The following is a 15,546-nucleotide window of genomic DNA, read 5'->3' on the forward strand; positions in this document are numbered from 1 at the left end:
ACAGCGGGTTAACGACCGTAGACGCTTGAATTTTTTAGGGCTATAAGAAAGGGGGCATATTCTGCCCCTTACCCCGATCAATTGCGTTGGCCGAAAGGGCACTCAGGCAATGTCTATGTTATTGCGCACTCCCTCTGCTTCTTTCAAGAGCCTGGCTGCTTGGCAGGAAGTGGTGTGCGCGTACTTTGTGCCCTTGGAAGTTCAGCCGGATTCTCGCCGTGGTTTCTCCAACCGGGCGGCCACCGATCGCATGGGTTCGGTCGATGTCATGGAACTGTGTACCAGCGCGCAGCGCGTGCGTCGTACCCAGGCCTTGGCCAGCCGATCCGAGCAGGCGCTGTACAAGGTCACCTTGCAGATCAGTGGCAGCAGTCAGATTCAGCAGGATAATCGCAGTGGCATCTTGCACGCCGGGGAGTGGGGCATTTATGACACCACCCGCCCTTACGAAGTGGCCGTACAGGATCAATCCCATTTTCTGGTCTTGCAGTTCGAGGAAGAGCGTTTGCTGCCTTGGTTGCCCTGGCTAAGCGATGCGGTGGCCCGCTCGTTCTCCGCCACGACAGGTCCGGCCCGAATTGCCATGGATATGCTGCGTTTGGGTTTGCAGGAGCGCGGGCACTTGTCGCCCTCGGCCTTGAGCGAACTGTCCCAGACCGTGATTCGCATGATGGCTCTGAGCCTGGCCGATGGTCGCCCGGTGACGACCGAGTCCGCCCTGGACGAAGTGCGGCGCGGGCAGCTGCTGCAAATTCAGCAATACGTGCAGGATCATCTGGGTGATACCGGTTTGAATGCCCAGTCCCTGGCGCTGCAATTTCGCATTTCACGCCGTTATCTCTACAAGCTGTTCGAGCTGTGCGGGCAAGCGCCTGCCGACTACATCATGGCCGCCCGTCTGGAGCGCGCCTGTCAATTGTTGGTGGACGGCAAACCCGGTCGGCAGATCAGTGAGTTGGCCTGGCAAATGGGCTTTTCCGACGCGGCCGTGTTCAGCCACGCCTTCCGGCGACGCTATGGCGTATCGCCCAGCGAATGGCGTCGCAGCCGTATTTGCGGCGATTAAGTACAGCTACGTAGACGCAACTCCGACTTATCGCAGACGGGTCGGATTTCTATCCTAGAGGCTCATGATTATGGGGCGGCCGGTGTGGTTCGCCCGGCTTCTCAAGGACAGTCTTATGCGTCTACACCTCGATTGTGCGTTGCTGCACACCCAGCCATCGTGGGCTCAGAATTTACTGGCCATCATCCCGCCTTGCGAGCGTTTGCAGCTGCATGTTCTGCAGGCGCCACCACCGCCCCATCCCGATCAGGAGTATTTGTTTTTGCGCAGCGCATCGGCCTTGCTGCTGCGTTTTGATGCCTGTCTGATTCCCATCGAAGCGGCCACCCTGATTCACGTGCGCCGAGCCTTGTCGGCGGCTCAAGGTCATTTGCCAGTGCCGGTCTTTGGTTTGCTGCTGGGTGCTATCAAGGCCGCGGCCCTGACAGACCTGCTGGAACTGGGTCTGGCAGACTACGTGCGCGAGCCTTTATGCCTGGACGATTTGCGCGCCCGCATCAATCGTCAGCGTTTACAGACCACTTCCCACGCTTTGAATGAACCGGGGCTGTCGGGTCGGATACACTATAGGGTGCAGGAAAACCAGGATCTGGTCCTGCACCCCGGCCCAACGGAGCAGCGCCTGTCGCAAACGATCTTGCAACAGGAGGGGACAACGCTGGAAGCCTATGCCGCTGCGGTAGCCTCGCGCTACGCCAGCAGCCAGGAATCTTTCAAAGTTGCCAAGGGACGGATAGTGGCCCGCTTTGAGCAGGCTTATATCCACGCCGCCCTTGATCGCCATAGCGGCAATATCGCCATGGCGGCCCGCTCCGCGCAAAAGCACCGGCGTGCTTTCTGGGCACTGATGCGCAAACACCATATCGATGCAGCACGCTTTCGATCCGCGTCAAACCCAGACGACGAACACGATGGTTAAAATTAACAGGCATTTTTCAATAGGGATTGCCGTGTCTTTACCTCAATTAAAAAACGATGTTTTCCTGCGCTCGCTGTTGCGCGAACCTGTGCCGTACACCCCCATCTGGCTGATGCGTCAGGCCGGGCGTTATTTGCCTGAATACAACGCCACCCGTGCCCAGGCTGGCTCCTTCATGCAGTTGGCTCAGAATCCCGAATTTGCGTGCGAAGTAACCTTGCAGCCCCTGCGTCGTTTCGATCTGGATGCCGCCATTCTGTTCTCGGACATCCTGACCGTGCCACACGCCATGGGCCTGGGTCTGGATTTCGTCGCTGGTGAAGGCCCGCGTTTTGCCCGTCCTGTACGCAACGAAGCCGACGTCATGGCGCTGGAAGCGCCTGATATGTCCAAGCTGCAATACGTGTTTGATGCTGTCTCGCTGATCCGCAAGGAACTGGACGGCAAAGTACCGCTGATCGGCTTTGCCGGCAGCCCCTGGACCATTGCCTGCTACATGGTGGAAGGCCAGGGCTCGGACGACTACCGTCTGGTGAAAAGCATGATGTATCAGCGTCCGGACCTGATGCACCGCATGCTGGAAATCAATGCCCAAACCACCTGCGACTACCTGAACAATCAGATCCGTGCCGGCGCACAGGCTGTGATGCTGTTCGATAGCTGGGGTGGTGTATTGTCCGACTCCCTGTTCCAGGAATTCTCCCTGGCCTACACCCGTAAAGTGGTGGATGGCCTGATTCGCGAGCATGACGGCAAGCGCGTCCCTGTCATCGTCTTTACCAAGGGCGGCGGCATGTGGCTGGAAGATATTGCTGGCTGTGGCGCTGATGCCATGGGTGTGGACTGGACGGTGAACCTTTCCCGTGCGCGCGCTCGTATTGGTGACAAACTGGCCTTGCAAGGCAATCTGGACCCCATGACCATGTTCGGTGGCGAAGAAGCCATCCGTCGTGAAGCCCGTCGTGTTATTGATGACTTTGGCCCTGTGGGGCAGGGCGGTCACGTGTTCAACTTCGGCCACGGTATTTCGCGTTTCACCGATCCGGAAGCCGTGGGCATTCTGGTCGACGAAGTGCATTCCTACAGCCGTCGACACCACAGCGTTTGATAGTCTTTGCGCACGGGCTGTCGCAGCTTGTGCGCAAAGTTATGCACACAGACAGAGCTGGGTTTGAGGTCTTTATATTTAAGGTTTAATTTCAATACCCAGTTTTAATTAGTTGATTTCTCTGCGTTTTATCCTTATTTCAGAGATATTGAAAATTAAATTGTATCTGTGCTTGCTTCTTTGTGTTTTTTGTTCATGTCATTTTCCCCAAAGTTATCCACAGGTCGCTAAGCTCTTGACTTATCAGGCTTTCAGCCAGGCCAGCCCTTTTTTGAACCACCATCCATGACCGCCACTCCTGACGCTATTTCTGCATCGGCAAGCACCGGACCTTTCTGGCTGCATGTGGCTTTGGACGTTCCCCTGGATGGGGTGTTTGATTATCAACACCACGAACCCGTCCTGATCGGACAGCGGGTCATTGTGCATTTTGGGCGGCGGCAGATGATAGGCGTGGTGGTGGCCTTGCCGGAGCAACCTTCCTACCCGCCCGAGCAGGTCAAAGCGATTGATCAGCTGCTGGATGACTTGCCGCCTTTCCCGCAGGACTGGTTGCGGATGGCGCGCTTTGCGTCTACCTATTACCACCGTCCGCTGGGCGAGGTCATGATGCCGTCCTTGCCAGGGCCTTTGCGTAAACCCTCTGCCTATCTGGGCAAGCGTTCCGCTGGTGGCCCGGTATTGCGCATGGCCAAGCGCAAGGAAAAGAAGGTGGAGCCGGTGGACAGCGACGTCCTGCCCGTGCTCAATGCCGAACAGCAGGCTGCGGTAGATGGCATTGTGGCGGCCAAACCCGGTAGCTGCCTATTGCTGCATGGCGTAACGGGTAGCGGGAAAACCGAAGTCTATATGCGGGTGCTGGAACAGGTGCTGGCCGCCGGTCGGCAAGTCTTGTTCATGGTGCCCGAAATCAATCTGACACCTCAGTTCGAGCAGGTCTTGCGTGCTCGTTTGGCGCGCGTCTTGCCCGGCGATGTGCTGGCTGTCTTGCATAGTGGTCTGTCCGAAGGTGAACGGCTGCGCTCCTGGTTGCGCGTCAACAGTGGTCAGGCGCGCATTTTGTTGGGAACACGGCTGTCCATCTTCACGCCCATGCCCGAGCTGGGCCTGATTATTGTGGACGAGGAGCACGACGCTTCTTACAAGCAGCAAGATGGCTTGCGTTACTCCGCTCGGGATCTGGCTGTGTGGCGTGGCTACGATCTGAAAGTGCCGGTGGTGCTGGGTTCAGCCACCCCTTCGCTGGAAAGCTGGAATCATGCTCGACAAGGGCGCTATAGCCTGTTGAGCCTGCCCAAGCGTGCGCGAGAGGTTTCCTTGCCCCGAGTGCGTCTGGTCGATACCCGCCATTTGCGCCTGGAGTCGGGCTTTTCTCCCCAACTGCTGGATGCGCTGGAAGCGTGTCTGGACCGTGGCGAGCAGTCGCTGGTGTTTATCAACCGGCGTGGCTATGCGCCTGTGTTGCATTGTGCCTCTTGCGGCTGGTTGTCCCAATGCCCGCGTTGTACGGTGTACACCGTGCTGCATAGGCAAAACGGCTTCAAGCACAATCTGCAGTGCCACCACTGCGGCTATCAGGCCCCCGTGCCGCGCGCTTGCCCGGATTGTGGCGATCAGGACTTGCAGCCGATGGGCCGGGGTACCCAGCGTATTGAAGAGTTTCTGGGTGAGCGTTTTCCGAATGCCCGCCTGGTGCGTATCGACGCGGACAGCACTCGCTTGAAGGGCAGTGCGCAGCAATTGTTCGAGCAGGTTCATGCGGGCGAAGTAGATATCATGGTGGGCACCCAGATGGTGGCCAAAGGTCATGACTTCACGCGCCTGAGCGTCGTCGGTGTGCTCAATGCTGATGCCACCTTGTTCGCCCATGATTTCCGTGCACCCGAGCGCCTGTTTGCTCAGCTGATGCAGGTAGCAGGCCGCGCAGGTCGTCATACCGAAGGGGCGGATGTCATCATCCAGACGGGCTATCCGGAGCAGGCGGTTTATCAAAGCCTGATCAAGCACGATTACATCGGTTTTGCCCAGAGCGCTTTGAACGAGCGCGAATCGGTGGGCTTGCCGCCGTTTGCCTATCAAGTGCTCTTGTCGGCCGAAGCGCCGCAACTGGCCGACGCGATTCGCTTGCTGACGCAGGCACGGCGTTTGCCCGAAGAATATCCGAACGAATTTCCGGGTGCGGATCAGGTTTTCCTGTACGATCCTGTGCCTTTACGCGTTTTGCGCGTCGCCAAAGTGGAGCGTGCTCAGTTGCTGCTGGAAAGTGCTCATCGCCCGGCCTTGCAGGCCTTTGTGCGCTATTGGGGGCCACAGGTTGCGCAGTTGGCCAAGCAGCATAAAGTGCGCATTACGATTGAAGTCGATCCTCTCGAAATTTAATATTCTCCAGGCTCATGTGCGGACGGAAACAGTAGGAGCATCTCGGGTACAGCAGGGTGTATCCTTGACCGCTATGCAGCTATGAGCCAAGAGGCAGGAAGCGATGAGGCTGTGGCGCGATGTTGTTGCCCTGCCACTGTCATGCTCTTGTACCTCGTTTCCGCTGTATCTCTGTGTTGGCCTTTCGCTTGTCATCAAACCATACTCGGCTTGGCCGGGATTCCACTTTTAGTTTTGCACGCTGTTTGGCTTTGAACTTCGTTTTCTTGCCTAGTATTCACTGATTTCACCATGTCCACCTCCGTCACTACACCAGGCCATACCGTCCCCACCGACCTGAACGCCATGCAGCGTCAGGCTGTGTTGTATATGGATGGGCCTTGCCTGGTGCTGGCCGGAGCGGGCAGTGGCAAGACACGGGTGATCACGCAGAAAATCGCTTATCTGCTGCGTGAGTGTGGGTACACGGGCCGGCAAGTGGTCGCGCTGACCTTCACCAATAAAGCGGCGCGTGAAATGAATGAGCGGATTCGCGCCCTGGTAGATCCCAAGCTGTTGCGAGGGCTGACCGTCAGCACCTTTCACTCTCTGGGCTTGCGCATGTTGCGTGAGGAAGCACAGCATGTGGGCTTGAAGCCGCGCTTTTCCATTCTGGATTCCAACGATGCGCTGGCAATTATTCAGGAACTGCTGGCTACCACGGATAAAGGCCGCCTGAAGTCCGTTCAGCAGGAAATCTCCTTATGGAAAAACGCCTTGATGGGGCCGGACGATGCGGAGCGTGCCGCAAACTCGCCAAGCCAGATCGAGGCGGCTCGTATTTACCGCGACTACGCCGCCACCTTGATTGCCTATCAGTCGGTGGACTTTGATGATCTGATCCGCTTGCCTGCGCAGTTGATGGAAGACAATCAGGAAGTACGCGAGCGCTGGCAGCGTCGGGTGCAGTATCTGCTGGTGGACGAGTATCAGGACACTAACCTCTGTCAGTATCGGCTGGTGCGCTCTCTGACGGGTCAGCGCAATATGTTTACCGTGGTGGGGGACGACGATCAGGCTATTTACGCCTGGCGTGGCGCTACCGTGGAGAATCTGGCGCAGCTTCCCAAGGATTACCCGGACCTGAAAGTCGTGAAGCTGGAGCAGAACTATCGTTCGGTGCAGCGCATCTTGCAGGCTGCCAATAATGTTATTGGCAATAATCCCGTCGTGTTCGGTAAAAAGCTCTGGTCTGACCTGGGCTTTGGTGAGCCTATCCAGGTCCACGTGACGGACGACGAGCAGAACGAGGCCGATTCAGTTGCCATGCGTATCTCGGCAGAGCGTTTCGAGCGTCAGGCCGAGTGGCGAGATTTTGCGGTGCTGTACCGTGGCAACCATCAGGCCCGTATCTTTGAGCAGGCGCTGCGTAATTTGCGCATTCCCTACACCATCTCGGGTGGGCAGAGTTTCTTTGACAAGGCCGAGATTCGCGACATCCTGTCTTACTTGCGAGTCGTTGCGAACGACGATGATGATCCAGCCTTCATCCGCGCAGCGACGACACCCAGACGCGGGATTGGGCAGGCTACCTTGCAGGTGCTGGGTCAGTTTGCGGCGGAACAAAAGCTGTCTTTATATTCCGCCGTCTCGCAAATCGCTCTGACGGATCGCTTACCGGAAAGGCAGTTGGAGCCTTTAAGTGTCTTTGCGCAGTTTATTGGCCGTATCCAGCAAAGAGCGGACCGGGTAGAGAGCGATCAGGAAGGACACGAGACGGCCGTTAGCGAATTGCTGGACGAGCTCCTGCGGGCGATTGATTACGAGCGCTATCTCTACGATATGTTCGACGAGCGCCCCGCGCAGACTCGTTGGGAAAATGTGCTGGAATTGATTACGTGGTTGAAGTCCAAAGCGGCAGACGATCAGCTGAGTTTGAATGACTTGGTGCAGCGAGTTGCCCTGATCACCATGTTGGAACGCGGTGAGGATGAAGACCCGGATGCGGTCAAATTGTCCACGCTTCATGCTTCCAAGGGGCTGGAGTATCCGCATGTGTTCCTGGTGGGGGTGGAAGAAGGGTTGCTGCCGCACATTGGGCGCGATGACGAAGATATAGACCCGGATAAAGAAGCCGATATTCTGGCCCAGCGCATTCAGGAAGAGCGGCGTCTGATGTACGTGGGTATTACGCGTGCGCAGCGCAGCTTGCGCTTGAGCTGGTGCAAGAAGCGCAGACGCGCACGTGAGAATCTGGTGCGTGAGCGCTCACGCTTTATTGATGAGATGAAGATCGAAGACCCTGGTGCCCAGGAAGATCCGGCGCAGGCGGCTTTAAGTCCCAAGCAGCGACTGGATATGTTGAAGAACTTGTTGAACAAGTCTTGAGCAGTGCTTTTTGATCAAGGACGATTTAGTGCTGGGCCTATGTTTTGTGAGGTGTCGTAGTTCTGCAGGCCAGCTTTTGCTGGCCTTTTTCATGTTCTGCGGCGCGGGAAGAAACGCTCTCCGTGCCTGGCTTGTCTTGATCTTGGGGCTGGGGAGACGCCTTGTGAGGTGCTTGCGCCCAATGAGCCAAGGTTCTGCGATGCATGAAGGTGTGCCCTTGGAAAGGCGGCATTGGCAAACGCAGAAAAAACAAAAGCCTGCTAAATCAGCAGGCTTTTCAACATCAAGCGGTGTTTTGCTTGAGCGTTACGACGGTGATGCGTGGCTTACCAGTAGCTGGCCGACATGCGGGAATCGCGGATGCGGGCTTCGTTCAAGGCACGGGTCAGTTCGACCATGTACTTGAACACCACGTTTGCGGCTTTGGAAACTTGTTTGGCCGCTGCTTTGGTCAGTGCAGTTAAAGACACGGATTCACCATTTTCCAGGGCATGCTGCATTACCCCACGCTCAACAGCATCACTCCAGTGAATGTAGTGCGAGTAAGTGGTCATGGTAGACATTTGCTTTCCCTTTAAGGTGAAGGTCTAAGTTACGAGTCCCCATTATAGGGTTTTCCCTAGTCTAAAAGCAAGGGTAAACCCTAGGAATTGGATTAGCCTGTGGTTTTTAGGGGAAAACCCTAGGGTTCTTTGGAAAGGGAAATTAAATCAAAGGCTTATGGGGGTGGGGTTTGTAGGGTTTTGCGGGTTTTAGGTGGGGAGTGGGGTCCTTGCGGCAGCCCTTGCTGGCTTGAGGCTGGGTCGGAGCGGAAGCTTGCCGGTGCTGCGCACCGGTGCCCTTGTCTGGGGCTGTTGTAGGGCGCACCTTGAACTCGTTCAGTGGTTTGTCCCCCGGACAAACCACAAGCGTTGAACTCAAACAGCAAGGTGCTTGCATCCCTACAACAGCCCCAGACGGCGGCAAGCCCCCTGAATGCTCCAACCCAGCCTCAAGCCAGCAAGGGCTTCAGAATGGTGGCAACCAACAGCCAACAGCCAACAGCCAACAGCCAACAGCCGACAACCCACAACTAATCGCTCTGGCTGCTTCTTGCTGCAATCCGTTGCCAGGCAAATAAAGCTGGCAGATATGGATGACAGGCTCGTAGGCTAGTTGCAGGCAGCAGGCAGCAGGCAGCAGGCAGCAGGCAGCAGGCAGCAGGCAGCAGGCAGCAGGCAGCAGGCAGCAGGCAGCAGGCAGCAGGCAGCAGGCAGCAGGCAGCGAGCCGCAAACAACAAATAAGAACCCGCGAAGTCAGGGGGCCTGGAAGTGATCTCGTTCGCTTGAAGACAAACAGCCAGCCGTTTATCGCGGCTGGCTGTTTGTGTACTGGTACTACCAAGAAGGCTTAGCGGGGAAGTGTCGAACTCCCCATCAGGAATTCGTCTACGGAACGGGCGCACTGGCGGCCTTCGCGGATGGCCCAGACGATCAGGGACTGGCCGCGTCGCATGTCTCCGGCGGCGAAGACTTTGGCTCGGCTGGTTTGGTAGTCATCCGTGTTGGCGGCGACGTTGCCGCGCTGGTCGGCTTCTACGGCAAAGGCGTCCAGCACTTGGCGTACGGGGGCGGTGAAGCCCATGGCCAGCAGGACCAGGTCGGCTGGGAAGGTCATTTCGGAGCCGGCGATGGGGGTCATGCTCATGCGGCCTGTTGCTGGATCGGTTTTCCATTCCACGCGCACGGCGCGCAGTTCTTTGACTTGGCCGTTCTTGCCTTCCAGCTCTACGGTGTTGATCGCCCAGTCACGCTCGCAGCCTTCTTCGTGCGAGGACGAGGTGCGCAGTTTCATGGGCCAGTAAGGCCAGGTCAGCTCCGTGTTTTCCTGCTCGGGCGGGCGGGGCATCAGTTCGAACTGGGTGACCGATTTTGCGCCTTGGCGTGTGCTGGTGCCCACGCAGTCCGAGCCGGTATCACCACCACCAATCACCACGACATGCTTGCCTTGGGCGCTGATGGCGGGGGTGCCACGTGAGCCGGCAACTTGCTGGTTCTGGATGCGCAGGAAGTCCATGGCGGGATGTACGCCTTGCAGCTGGCTACCGGGGGCCTCCAGCAGGCGGGGGGTTTCGGAGCCGCCTGCCAGGATGATGGCGTCGAACTGTTGTTCCAGCTCGGTAGGGGACAGCACGGTCAGCCCCGGTTCCTGGGCGGCTTGATCTTGTGCCTGACCAATATAGGTAGAAGGGCAAAACTGCACACCCTCGGCCTGCATTTGGGCGATGCGACGATCCAGCAAGTGTTTGTCCAGCTTGAAGTCGGGGATGCCGTAGCGCATCAGGCCACCAATGCGGTCGCTTTTCTCGTACACGGTGACCTCGTGGCCGACGCGTGCCAATTGCTGGGCACTGGCCAAGCCGGCAGGGCCGGAGCCGATGACGGCCACGCGTTTGCCGGTTTTGTGGGTAGGCACTTGTGGCACAACCCAGCCCTCTGCCCAGCCTTTGTCGATGATGGCGTGCTCGATGGATTTGATGCCCACGGGCGCACGGTCGATGTTCAGGGTACAGGCTGCCTCGCAAGGAGCGGGGCAGATGCGGCCAGTAATTTCCGGAAAGTTATTGGTGGAGTGCAGCACGTCCAGCGCTTCTTTCCACTGCTGACGGTAAACCAGATCATTCCAGTCAGGAATGATGTTATTGACCGGGCAGCCGTTGTGGCAGAAAGGGATGCCGCAATCCATGCAGCGGGCGGCCTGCTGACCTGCCTGCTCGTCGTTCAATACCTGGACAAACTCTTTCCAGTGCTTGACCCGCTTTAAAGGAGCTTCTACGGCTTCTTGCAGACGTTGAAACTCAAGAAATCCAGTCGTCTTTCCCATGATGTGTCGTTTCCTGATGGTGATGGGAAGGGTTCAGGCCGAAGCCGAACGGCGGGTTTTACTGCTTTTGGGCGCGGCTTTGCTGGCTTGCGGGGCTTGCCACAATTCGCTCAATGCACGGCGGTACTCGCGTGGAATGACTTTGACGAATTGTGCGCGGGCGCTATCCCAGTCTTTCAAGAGCTCGCGGGCCTGGAAGCTGCCTGTGGCCTTGAAATGTTCCTGAACCAGGGTTTGCAAGATGGCATCGTCGGTCTGACGTTCACCCTGGGCGCTACGGCTGTGCCATTGCGCCATGCTGCTGTTCATCTCTTGCTCGGCCTTGCTCAGCACAGGCTCCAGATCCACCATGCCGGGGTTGCAGCGCAGTTGCAGGCGACGTTGCGGGTCCCACACGTAGGCCACGCCACCGGACATGCCGGCTGCAAAGTTGCGGCCCACTTCGCCCAGAACAACCACGGTACCGCCCGTCATGTATTCGCAACCATGATCGCCTACGCCTTCCACAACCGCGCTGGCACCGGAGTTACGCACGGCAAAGCGTTCACCGGCCACGCCGTTGAAGTAAGCCGCACCGGACAGGGCGCCGTAAAGCACGGTATTGCCCACGATGATGTGGTCCGGGCCGTAGCCACGGAAGTCGTTGGGCGAGCGCACGATAATGCGGCCGCCGGACAAGCCTTTACCTACGTAGTCATTGGCTTCACCCACCAGATCCAGGGTGATGCCCTGCGCCAGGAAAGCGCCAAAGCTCTGACCCGCTGTACCTTTGCACTGAATGTGCAGGCTGTCGTCAGGCAGACCTTGATGGCCGTATTTCTTGGTGAATACGCCCGAGAGCATGGCACCGACGCTGCGGTTGCGGTTACGTACGGGAGTGATGAAAGACAACGGCGTGCCCTGATTCAAGGTCACGGCGCTGCGCTCGATCAGTTGGCGATCCAGCGTGTGTTCCAGGTCATGATCCTGGGTAGCGATCTGACGTGGGGACTCTTCATTGTCCACTTTGTGCAGCAGGCGGGAGAAGTCCAGGCCCTGGGCTTTCCAGTGTTCGATACCGCTGCGCATATCCAGCCAGTCGCTGCGACCGATCAGATCGTCAAAGTGGCGTACACCCAGCTTGGCCATCAGTTCACGCACTTCTTCTGCAACGAAGAAGAAGTAGTTCACCACGTGCTCGGGCTTGCCCTTGAACTTGCGGCGCAGCACGGGGTCCTGGGTGGCAACACCAACGGGACAGGTGTTCAGATGGCATTTGCGCATCATGATGCAGCCTTCCACGACCAGCGGAGCGGTGGCAAAGCCAAACTCATCCGCACCCAGCAAGGCACCGATCACCACATCGCGGCCGGTTTTCATCTGGCCGTCGGCCTGCACGCGAATACGGCTGCGCAAGCGGTTCAGCAACAGGGTTTGCTGGGTTTCAGCCAGACCCAGTTCCCAGGGGGTACCGGCATGCTTGATGGAGGATAGGGGCGAAGCACCCGTACCGCCGTCATGACCGGCAATCACAATGTGATCGGCCTTGGCCTTGGCAACGCCAGCGGCCACGGTGCCCACACCTACTTTGGACACCAGCTTCACGGAGATATCCGCTTGCGGGTTCACGTTCTTTAAATCGTGAATCAGCTGGGCCAAATCTTCGATGGAGTAAATGTCGTGATGGGGGGGAGGAGAAATCAGGCCCACACCGGGAACGGAGTAACGCAGTTTGGCGATGTACTCGGACACTTTATGGCCGGGCAACTGGCCGCCTTCACCGGGTTTGGCTCCTTGTGCCATCTTGATCTGAATTTGATCTGCACTGCACAGGTATTGGGCGGATACGCCAAAGCGGCCGGACGCAACCTGCTTGATGCGCGAGCGCAGCGAATCGTTCTCTTGCAGCTCAATGTCGGCAAATACGCGATCCTGTCCCAGGACGCTGGCCAAGGTGTCACCCTGGCGAATGCCGCTTTTACCGTGCTGCATTTCATGCTGGTAGCGCAGCTCGTCCTCGCCACCTTCACCAGTATTGGACTTGCCGCCAATCCGGTTCATGGCCACGGCCAGTACGGCGTGGGCTTCGGTTGAAATCGAACCCAGCGACATGGCGCCGGTTGCAAAGCGTTTGACGATCTCGCTAGCCGGTTCCACCTCTTCCAAAGGAATCGCTTGAGCTGGGTCCAGACGCAGTTCGAACAAACCACGCAGTGTCATGTGACGGCGGCTTTGCTCGTTGATGAGCTGGGCGTATTCCTTGTAGGTGCTGTAGTTCTGGCTGCGGGTGGCGTGCTGCAGTTTGGCGATGGAGTCGGCGGTCCACATATGGGCCTCACCACGAACACGTACGGCGTACTCGCCACCGGCTTCCAGATGGTTTTCCAGTACAGGATCTTTGCTGTAGGCGGCGCGATGCTGACGCAGCGCTTCTTCGGCCACGGTGAAGATATCAATCCCTTCCACCGGGCAGGAAGTACCCACAAAATATTTGTCCACCAGCGAGCGCGACAGGCCGATGGTCTCGAAAATCTGCGCGCCGGTGTAGGACATGTAGGTGGAGATGCCCATTTTGGACATCACCTTGTACAAGCCCTTGTTGATGGCCTTGATGTAGTAGCCCTCGGCCTGGGAGGCGTCGATCTGGTTGATCGGGTCCTGGGCCAGATGTTGCAGGCTTTCAAAAGCCAGCCAGGGGTGCATGGCTTCGGCACCATACGCACCCAGCAGGGCGAAGTGATGCACTTCACGGGCCGAGCCAGTTTCCACGACCAGACCCGTGCGGGTACGCAGACCGATGCGGATCAGGTGCTGGTGAATGGCCGAGGTTGCCAGCAGGGCGGGGATGGCCACATGCTCGGCGTCACATCGGCGATCTGTCAGGATCAGGATGTTGTAGCCATCGCGCACGGCATCTGCCGCACGGGCGCACAGGGCGGCCACGCTGGCCTCTATGCCTTCCGGTCCCCAGGCGCTGGGGTAGACGATGTCCAGTTCCTGGCTGCGGAACTTGCCATTGCTGGCCGCTTCAATGCGCCGGATCTGGTTCATGTCAGCCGGGCTCAGCACGGGCTGGGACACTTCCAGACGCAGCGGTGGGTTGACGTTGTTGATGTCCAGCAGATTGGGCTTGGGGCCAATAAAGGACACCAGCGACATCACCATCTGTTCGCGAATCGGGTCGATAGGCGGGTTGGTAACCTGAGCAAACAGCTGGCGGAAGTAGTTGTAGAAGGGCTTGGACTTGTCGGACAGCACGGCCAACGGTGCGTCGTTACCCATGGATCCGGTGGCTTCTTCGCCCTTGCTGGCCATGGGCTGCAGGACGACTTTGATGTCTTCCTGAGTCCAGCCAAAAGCTTGTTGCTGATCCAGCAGTTCGCGGGTGGCCAATTGGGGGCGCACGCCGGGCACGCTGGGCAGGGAGTCCAGGCGCAAGCGCAGGCGTTCAATCCACTGCTTGTAGGGGTGGGTGTTGGCCAGTTGGGACTTGATCTCGGCATCGTCAATGATGCGGCCCTGTTCCAGATCGATCAGCAGCATCTTGCCCGGTTGCAGACGCCATTTCTTGACGATGCGGTGCTCAGGAATAGGCAGGGTACCGGCTTCAGAGGCCAGCACAATCATGTCGTCGTCGGTAATGACGTAGCGGGCCGGACGCAGGCCGTTACGGTCCAGCAGCGCACCAATTTGCAGGCCATCAGTAAAGGCGATGGCAGCAGGACCATCCCATGGTTCCATCTGGGCGGCGTAGTACTCGTAGAAAGCGCGACGGCTTTCGTCCATCTCGGCGTGTTGCTCCCAGGCCTCCGGCATCATGATCATCATGGCGTGCGGCAGCGAGTAGCCGGCCATCACCAGCAGTTCCAGGCAGTTGTCGAAAGTGGCCGTGTCGGACTGGCCTTCGTACACGATGGGGTAAAGCTTTTGCAGATCCGAACCCAGCACGGCCGATTCCATGGCGCCTTCACGGGCACGCAGCCAGTTGAAGTTGCCCTGTACCGTGTTGATCTCGCCGTTGTGGGCGATCAGGCGGTAGGGGTGGGCCAGAGGCCAGGCGGGGAAGGTGTTGGTGGAAAAGCGCTGGTGCACCAGGGCCAGGGCGGAACAGGCGCGAGGGTCGGCCAGATCGCGGTAGTAGCGGCCAACCTGGTCAGCCAGCAGCAGGCCTTTGTAGACGATGGTACGCACCGAGGCCGAGGTCACAAAGTATTCCTGGCCGTGGGCCAATGCCATGCGGTAAATGGCGTGGCTGGCGGTCTTGCGGATCACGTACAGCTTGCGCTCCAGCGCATCGGGCACCATCACATCCGGGCCGCGGCCAATGAACAGCTGGCGAATCACCGGTTCGTTGGCCTTGACGGTGGGCGACATGGGCATGGTGCTGTCCACCGGCACATCGCGCCAGCCCAGCATGTGCTGGCCTTCGGCACGTACCGCACGTTCCAGCTCCTGTTCACAGGCCAGGCGGGAAGCGGTTTCCTTGGGCAGGAACACCATGGCTACGCCGTACTCGCCGGGGGGCGGCAGGGTCACGCCCTGAGCGGCCATTTCTTCGCGGTAAAGCTGGTCGGGGATCTGGATCAGAATGCCTGCACCGTCGCCCATCAAGGGATCTGCGCCTACAGCGCCGCGGTGATCAAGGTTTTCCAGGATTTTAAGGCCTTGGGTGATGATGGCGTGGCTCGCCTGGCCTTTGATGTGTGCGATAAATCCGACGCCGCAGGCGTCGTGTTCGTTAGCGGGAAGGTACAAGCCTTGGGCTTGGGGGGGACAGGAGTGTGTCATGGGCGTATCCGCAAAGAACGTGTTAAAGCGGTGCATTTGTTGCAGCGCAAAAAATAAAATACAGCGATTTTTTTTTT

At 58.2% G+C, this 15,546-nt stretch carries 8 protein-coding genes; 5 read left to right on the forward strand and 3 right to left on the reverse strand.

Annotation, left to right across the window (positions count from 1 at the left end; translation table 11 throughout):
* Positions 1 to 115: 115 nt before the first annotated feature.
* The 5 genes from KOE80_RS16060 to KOE80_RS16080 all read left to right on the forward strand — a co-directional run bounded on the left by KOE80_RS16060 (position 116) and on the right by KOE80_RS16080 (position 7,839).
* Positions 116 to 1,066: a helix-turn-helix domain-containing protein gene (locus tag KOE80_RS16060; protein ID WP_009462703.1), complete on the forward strand. Its 951-nt coding sequence runs from the start codon at positions 116 to 118 to the stop codon at positions 1,064 to 1,066.
* A gap of 115 nt (positions 1,067 to 1,181) precedes the next feature.
* Positions 1,182 to 1,985: a hypothetical protein gene (locus tag KOE80_RS16065; protein WP_226349502.1), complete on the forward strand. Its 804-nt coding sequence runs from the start codon at positions 1,182 to 1,184 to the stop codon at positions 1,983 to 1,985.
* Between the two features lie 31 nt (positions 1,986 to 2,016).
* Positions 2,017 to 3,093: a uroporphyrinogen decarboxylase gene (hemE, locus tag KOE80_RS16070; protein ID WP_026484067.1), complete on the forward strand. Its 1,077-nt coding sequence runs from the start codon at positions 2,017 to 2,019 to the stop codon at positions 3,091 to 3,093.
* 285 nt (positions 3,094 to 3,378) lie between these two features.
* Complete coding sequence (locus tag KOE80_RS16075; protein ID WP_226349503.1) at positions 3,379 to 5,472, forward strand: primosomal protein N'; 2,094 nt, start codon at positions 3,379 to 3,381, stop codon at positions 5,470 to 5,472.
* Between the two features lie 291 nt (positions 5,473 to 5,763).
* Positions 5,764 to 7,839 (forward strand): UvrD-helicase domain-containing protein, encoded by a 2,076-nt coding sequence (locus tag KOE80_RS16080; protein ID WP_009462695.1) that lies wholly within the window; start codon positions 5,764 to 5,766, stop codon positions 7,837 to 7,839.
* A 326-nt stretch (positions 7,840 to 8,165) separates the two neighbouring features.
* Here KOE80_RS16080 and KOE80_RS16085 read toward each other — a convergent pair whose 3' ends face one another.
* From KOE80_RS16085 to KOE80_RS16095, 3 genes are all read right to left on the reverse strand, one after another.
* On the reverse strand, positions 8,166 to 8,402 hold the full coding sequence (locus KOE80_RS16085) for a hypothetical protein (protein ID WP_022983381.1): 237 nt from the start codon (positions 8,400 to 8,402) through the stop codon (positions 8,166 to 8,168).
* An 827-nt stretch (positions 8,403 to 9,229) separates the two neighbouring features.
* On the reverse strand, positions 9,230 to 10,702 hold the full coding sequence (locus KOE80_RS16090; protein WP_060186151.1) for a glutamate synthase subunit beta: 1,473 nt from the start codon (positions 10,700 to 10,702) through the stop codon (positions 9,230 to 9,232).
* Positions 10,703 to 10,735: 33 nt separating this feature from the next.
* On the reverse strand, positions 10,736 to 15,469 hold the full coding sequence (locus KOE80_RS16095) for a glutamate synthase-related protein (protein WP_226349504.1): 4,734 nt from the start codon (positions 15,467 to 15,469) through the stop codon (positions 10,736 to 10,738).
* Positions 15,470 to 15,546 lie beyond the last annotated feature (77 nt).

This window comes from Alcaligenes sp. 13f, assembly GCF_020496585.1.
GTDB lineage: Bacteria > Pseudomonadota > Gammaproteobacteria > Burkholderiales > Burkholderiaceae_B > Alcaligenes > Alcaligenes phenolicus.